Genomic DNA, 6,880 nt, shown 5'->3' on the forward strand with positions numbered 1-6,880 from the left:
CGGCGGGACGTCCCAAACGTCCGGTGGTGCCGGACGCGACCGCCCGCGTCGCGTCCGAATGGGTAATCCCCTTTCCCGGCGCGGTGGAATAAGCGCAGTTCGGCCCTTCGGTGTTCCCGCTGAATGAAACGCGCCGATGATCATCGCTTGACCGATTCTGCGACGTGTGCTTAGACTCGGGTGGGGTGTTAATCAAGGGGGCAGTTCACGGTGCCGGTAAGTCGACGCACCGGTGCTCGTCGCCCCAATTCCTTGGGGGGAATTCATGTTAGCGAACCCGTCCGGGTACGACCGTGCGCGCCACGGCACGCACAACCTCGGCCGCGCCACCGTGGTGGCCGACCCGTTGATCTACATCGACGCCGTCGCCGAGCTCGGCCCGCTGTTCTACGACCAGGTAGGCGGCGTGTGGGTGTGCACGGGCTACGCCGAGTCCGCCCGCGTCCTCACCGACCACAAGCGGTTCTCCTCGGCCCGCACGCGCAAGGCCTCGGCGCTCGACGAACGCGGTCTGGCGGCCGCTTCCAACGCCGCCCACATCGTCTCCGAACAGATGTTGTTCATGGACCCGCCGGACCACACGGCGATTAGGTCCCGCATTAGGGAACAATTCACGAAAGCGCAAATCCGGGCACGTGACGAGGTCATGCGCCGAATGGTTGACGAGACGCTGGCCGACCTGCCCCGTGAAGGCGTGGTCGACCTGGTCGCGGACTACGCCGCGAAGCTGCCCGCCAAGCTGGTGGCGCACCTGCTCGGCATGACGGGCGACGAGGAACTGCTGACCCGCTGGGCGGACGCCTACGAGCGGCTGCTCGGCAGCCTGTCCAGCCTCCCCGACGTCCGCGACCGGGAAGTCGTCACCGTGCTGGACGAGGCCGTCGCCGGCTTCCGCGACCAGGCCCGCCGCCGCATGGCCGACCCGGGCGACGACCTGATCTCCGCGCTGGTCGAGGGCATCGACGGCACCGACGACGAGCTGTTCTCCGTGGCCGCGAACTGCATCGTGCTGGTCGGCGGCGGCTACCAGACCCTCACCCACCTGGTCACCACCGGTCTGCTCCAGCTGCACGACCACCCCGAGCAGCTGAGCGCCCTGCGCGCGGAACCGGAGCTGATCGACTCGGCGGTGGACGAGTTCATGCGCCGCAACGGGTCGAGCCAGTACCTGGCCCGCCTCGCCGTCGAGGACGTCGAGCTGGCCGGCGCCACCATCCGGGCCGGGCAGACCGTCCTGGTCCACCTCGCCGCGGCCAACCTCGACCCGCGCGCCTTCGACCGCCCGCGCGACCTCGACATCCGGCGCGGCGGCACCCGCCACCTCGGCTTCGGCATGGGCCGCCACTACTGCGTCGGCGCACCGTACGCGGAACGGCTCGGCGGGTGGGCCATCCGCGGCTTCCTCGACCGCTACCCGCACTACCAACCCGCGGGCGAGGTGGAGTGGGGTCACCACGCGAACACGCGCTGCCCGGCGCACGCCCCCGTCGAGGTGCGGACCGCGCTGCCGGCCGCCGAGGTGACGACCACACCGCCTGGCACCGAGGTGCGGACCACGCAGCCCGCCGTCCAGGTGCGGACAACACAGCCCGCCGCCGAGGTGCCGACCGCGCCACCCGTCCTCTCCGACGTCGAACGCCACCGCGTGACCGTCGAGTTCAACGACCACTCCGCCCCACTGGGCCCGCACGCGGTGTGGCACCAGGTCTTCGAGCACCGCGCCCGGCTCGCACCGGACTCCGTCGCGGTGGACGACCGGGGCCACGAGCACACCTACGGCGAGATCGACCGCCGGGCGAACGCGCTCGCCCACGACCTGCGCGCACGCGGCGTGCAGCCCGAGTCGGTGGTCGGCGTCGTCATGGAGCGCACGGTCGACTTCGTCGTCTCCGTGCTCGCCGTCGCCAAGGCGGGCGGCACGTTCATGCTGGCCGAGCCGACGTGCCCGCCCGAACGCCTGCGCGCCATGGTCGAGGAGGCCGGTGCGCGCATCGTGCTGACCGAGGTCGACACCTCCGCCGAACGCGACGACCCGCCGGTCACCGGCGTCACCGCGGGCAACACGGCCTACGTGGTGTTCACCAGCGGCACGACCGGGCGGCCCAAGGCGATCGCGATCAGCCACGAGGGCGCGGTGAACCTGCACGTCGGACAGCGCCGCATCTTCCGGCTCGCGCCGACGGACCGCGTGCTGCAGTTCCTGTCCCCGAACTTCGACGGCTGCTTCGCCGACATGATCCTCGCGCTGCTCAACGGCGCCACCCTGGTCGTCGCGCCGACCGCGCAGCTCGTCGTCGGCCCACCGCTGGTGCGACTGCTCGCGCAGCGGAGGGTCACCGCCGTCATCCTCACCCCGTCGGTGTGGCTCGCCCTGCCGGACGCCCCGTTGCCGGGCCTGCGGGTCGCCGCGGCCGCCGGTGAGCGGCTCACCACCGCCGTGCTCGCCCGGTGGCTCGTGCCCGGACGGCGGTTCCTCAACCTGTACGGCCCCGCCGAGACCGCGGTGATGGCCACCTGGCACGAGTGCACCGACACCGGCACCACGCCGACCATCGGCAGGCCGGTCGCCAACAAGCGGGTGTACGTGCTGGACGCGGACCTCCGGCCGGTGCCGATCGGCGAGCCGGGCGAGCTGTGCGTCGGCGGCCTCGGCGTGGGCCGCTACCTGTCCCGCGACGAGCTGATGCGCGAGCGGTTCAGCCCGGACCCGTTCGCCGCCGAGCCGGGCCGGCTGCTCTACCGCACCGGTGACCGGGCGCGGTGGTTGCCGGACGGTTCGATCGAGTACCTCGGCCGGCGCGACCGGCAGGTCAAGATCCGCGGCCAGCGGGTCGAGCTGGACGAGGTCGAGCGCGTGCTGGAGGCCTCGCCGGGCGTGGAGGCCGCCGTGGTCGCCGAGCGCGGCGGGCGGCTGGAAGCGCAGGTCGTGGGCGACCTCGACGAGGCGGTCGTGTGGAAGCACCTCCGGATGCACCTGCACAGCGGCATGGTCCCGGCGACGCTCACCGTCGTCGCCGAGCTGCCCCGGAGCATCACCGGCAAGGCCGACCGGGCCGGAACGCCCGCCGAGCCGGCACCCGCCGAACCGGCAAGCTCCAAGCCCGCGCCGGCCGACCCCGCACCCGCCGAGCCCGCAAGTTCCGAGCTGGCACCCACCGAACCGGCGCACGCCGAGCTCGCATGCCCGGCGCACGCCGTGAACCCGGCCCCGGAGCCCGTCGCGGAGCCCGTCCCGCAGGCCGCCGTCGCGGAACTCGCGGAACCCGCACCGGAACCCGCACCGGAACCCGACCGCAGGCGCGCCCGGCTCACGTGGCGCATCGCCCAGTTCTTCGCGAGCTGCGTCGGCATCCGGCAGGCCGAGGTCAAGGCCGACTCCGACTTCTTCGCCCTCGGCGGCGACTCACTGGCCGTCGCGACCCTGCTGACCAAGATCGAGCAGGAGGTCGACCAGGTGCTCGACGTCGAACAGCTGCTGGCCGACCCCACCCCCGCACGCATCTCCGACCGGATCCTGGCGGTGGCATGAACACGCGAACCGGACGCCGACCGACGGTCGTCAAACGCGCCGGCGGACCCGACAAGGTCGTCCTCGTGCACGGCTCACTCGACCGGCACATCAGCTTCCGCCAGGTCGCGGCCCACCTGCCCGACTGGACGGTCGTCGGCTACGACCGGCGCGGCTGGGGCGGCTCCCGCGCCCTCGGCGACGCCACCACCACCCTTGAGGACCACGTCGAGGACCTGACCACCATCCTGGCCGCGCACCCCGGAGCCGTCGTCGCCGGGCACAGCTACGGCGGGCTCGTCGCCCTGTGCGCCGCGGCCCGCTCACCCGAGCTGGTCCGGGCCGTGGTGGCCTACGAACCACCCGTGCGGTGGCTGCCCTGGTGGCCACCGACCGCGCCGTGGGAGCAGCTCGTCCGCGACGCCGAGCCCCACGGCCCCGCGGCCGTCGCCGAGGAGCTGCTCCGGGCCGTCACCGGACGGCCGCCCGCGACCAGCCGGCGGCAGCTGGAGGAAGATGGCGCCGCACTCGTCACCGAGATGGGGGACCACAGCCTCGACACCCCGCTGTTCGACCCGGTCGCGCTGGACGTCCCGGTCGTCGTCGGCGCGGGGGCGGACACCCTGCCGCACCACCGGGAGACGGCGCTGCACCTGGCCGCGCTGGCGCCGGCGGGACGGTTCCGGGAGATCGCCGGAGCCGGGCACGCGGCCCACGTCACCCACCCGGCGGCGTTCGCGGAACTGATCACACTATCTGGGGGAATCTCCACATGATCGGGCTCGGCACGGCGCTCAACGTCGGTGCCATCCTCGCCGGGGCGACCATCGGGTCGCTCGTCGGGCACAGGTTCCCGGAGCGGACCAGGGAGGTGATCACCCAGGGACTGGGCATGGTCACCCTCCTGGTCGCCGCGCTCAGCGCGGTCAGCGTGACCGACCCCGCGCTGTCCGGCGCGATGGGACGCGGCGTCCCGGTGCTCGTCGTGCTCGGCGCCATGCTCGTCGGCGGCGTGATCGGCTCCCTGCTCGGCATCGAGCGGTGGCTCGAACGGCTGGGCGGCGGCCTGCAGAAGCGCTTCCTGCGCGACGACGGCGGCGGCGACCACCGCTTCGTCGAGGGGTTCGTCTCCTCCTCGCTGGTCTTCTCCGTCGGGCCGCTGGCGGTGCTCGGCGCGCTGTCGGACGGCCTCGGCCGCGGCATCGACCAGCTCGCGCTGAAGTCCATGCTCGACTTCTTCACCGCGATCGCATTCGCCGCCTCGTTCGGCTGGGGCGTGGCCGCCGCCGGCCTGTCCGTGCTGGTGGTGCAGGGGCTGTTCACCGTCGCGGGGTTCGCCCTCGGCGGCGTGCTGCCCGACCCGCACGTGGCCGCGCTCGACGCCACCGGCGGCCTGCTCCTGGCGGGCGTGGGGCTCCGGCTGCTCAAGATCAAGGAGTTCCCGACCGGCGACCTGCTGCCCGCCCTGCTGTTCGCCCCGCTGCTCACCGCCCTGGCGATCGCGGTGAGCTGACACCACCACCTGGACGAAACCGCTGGACGCGGTAGGCGAAGATGGGACCCGTGAGCGAGCACATCCTCGATGAGCTGTCCTGGCGCGGCCTGATCGCGCACTCCACCGACCTCGACGCGCTGCGGAAGGATCTCGACGCGGGCCCGCTCACCCTCTATTGCGGTTTCGACCCGACCGCACCCAGCCTGCACGCCGGCAACCTCGTCCCGCTGCTCATGCTGCGCCGCTTCCAGCGGGCCGGGCACCGGCCGATCGTGCTCGCCGGGGGCGCGACCGGGATGATCGGCGACCCGCGCGACACCGCGGAGCGCACGCTCAACCCGCTGGACACCGTCGCCGAGTGGGCCGGGCGCATCCGCGGCCAGCTGGAGCGGTTCGTCGAGTTCGACGACAGCCCCACCGGCGCGATCGTGGCCAACAACCTGGACTGGACCGGCGAGCTGCCGGTGCTGGAGTTCCTGCGCGACATCGGGAAGCACTTCTCGGTCAACGTCATGCTCGCCCGTGAGACGGTCAAGCGCCGCCTCGACGGCGAGGGCATGTCGTACACCGAGTTCAGCTACCTGCTCCTGCAGTCGCACGACTACCTCCAGCTCAACCGGAAGTACGGCACCAAGCTCCAGGTGGGGGGCTCCGACCAGTGGGGCAACCTCCTCGGCGGCGTCGACCTGATCCGCAAGGTCGAGGGCCGCTCGGTGCACGCGCTGACCGCACCCCTCGTCACCGACGCCGAGGGTCGCAAGTTCGGCAAGTCCACCGGCGGCGGCAAGCTGTGGCTCGACCCGGCGATGACCTCGCCGTACGCCTGGTACCAGTACTTCGTGAACGTGGGTGACGCCGACGTGCTCCGCTACCTGCGGCTGTTCACCTTCCTCACCCAGGAGGAGATCGCCGAGCTGGAGCGGCAGACCGCCGAAGCGCCGCACCTGCGGGCCGCGCAGAAGAAGCTGGCCGAGGAGTTCACCAACCTGGTGCACGGCGAGCACGAGACCCGGCAGGTCATCGCGGCCAGCCAGGCACTGTTCGGCCGCGGCGAGCTGCGCGAGCTGGACCTGTCGACGCTGGAGGCCGCGATGGCCGAGGCGCCGACCGGCGAGGTCCGCCTGGCCGACGGGCCGACCATCGTCGACCTGCTGGTCGGCTCCGGGCTGGCGGAGAGCAAGGGCGCGGCGCGGCGCACCGTGAAGGAAGGCGGCGCGTACGTGAACAACTCGAAGGTCACCGACGAGGAGTGGGTGCCCGCCAAGGAGGACCTGCTGCACGGCTCGTGGCTGGTCGTCCGACGCGGCAAGCGCAACACCGCGGGCGTGCGGGTGCAGGCCTGACCTGCACGAACAGCCCTGACGAGAGCCACGTCGAAGGCCGTCGGTCCCACCCGGACCGGCGGCCTTCGCGTTCGCTGGATGTGATCGCGGTCACACTGTTGCCGGTGGACCGGGTCGGATAGCGTGAGGTGAACTGCGGCACGGGCTGCTGACCTGCGGTTTCAGCCTGTGGCGCGGTGCTGTGCCCCCGATTTGACCTCCGGTTCGGGTGCGTGTAACTTTCTCCATGTCAGCACGGAACGGGCCGGGAACGCCGGAACGGAGTGCGGCAGGTCACGAACCAAGCTCCCACTAGCGTGGTAGAGTGGGTGACTGCGGAACGGAAGACCCAGTCCAGGCTCGTCTGAGCCGTTGCGACCAGGGCGTCTGGATTCCACATACAAGCTCTAGCTGAATCACAAGCCTCGGATCACACCGTGCGAGCGGTGGGTGATGATGTGCGCGTGTTCTTTGAGAACTCAACAGCGTGCCGAATAGCCAGTAAATTTATGAACCTCGTCAAGAGGTTTCCTTTGAGATTGTTACTGGACAACT

Annotated in this window: 4 protein-coding genes; all 4 read left to right on the forward strand. The window is 71.5% G+C overall.

Features of this window, described 5'->3' with window-relative positions:
* The first annotated feature begins 265 nt into the window (after positions 1–265).
* Genes AB0K14_RS32175 through tyrS form a run of 4 tightly spaced genes read left to right on the forward strand, consistent with a single transcriptional unit; the run spans position 266 to position 6,346 of the window.
* Positions 266–3,529 carry an amino acid adenylation domain-containing protein gene (locus AB0K14_RS32175; RefSeq protein ID WP_360463493.1) on the forward strand — a complete coding sequence of 1,088 codons (3,264 nt, stop codon included), beginning with the start codon at positions 266–268 and terminating at the stop codon, positions 3,527–3,529.
* On the forward strand, positions 3,526–4,284 hold the full coding sequence (locus AB0K14_RS32180; protein ID WP_360463490.1) for an alpha/beta hydrolase: 759 nt from the start codon (positions 3,526–3,528) through the stop codon (positions 4,282–4,284). Before AB0K14_RS32175 ends, AB0K14_RS32180 begins: the two co-directional genes overlap by 4 nt.
* Positions 4,281–5,021, forward strand: a complete 741-nt coding sequence (locus AB0K14_RS32185; protein ID WP_360463487.1) for a DUF554 domain-containing protein — start codon at positions 4,281–4,283, stop codon at positions 5,019–5,021. Before AB0K14_RS32180 ends, AB0K14_RS32185 begins: the two co-directional genes overlap by 4 nt.
* A gap of 50 nt (positions 5,022–5,071) precedes the next feature.
* Positions 5,072–6,346, forward strand: a complete 1,275-nt coding sequence (gene tyrS / locus AB0K14_RS32190; protein WP_360463484.1) for a tyrosine--tRNA ligase — start codon at positions 5,072–5,074, stop codon at positions 6,344–6,346.
* Positions 6,347–6,880: the final 534 nt, after the last annotated feature.

This window comes from Actinosynnema sp. NPDC050801, from assembly GCF_040673975.1.
Taxonomy (GTDB): domain Bacteria; phylum Actinomycetota; class Actinomycetes; order Mycobacteriales; family Pseudonocardiaceae; genus Actinosynnema.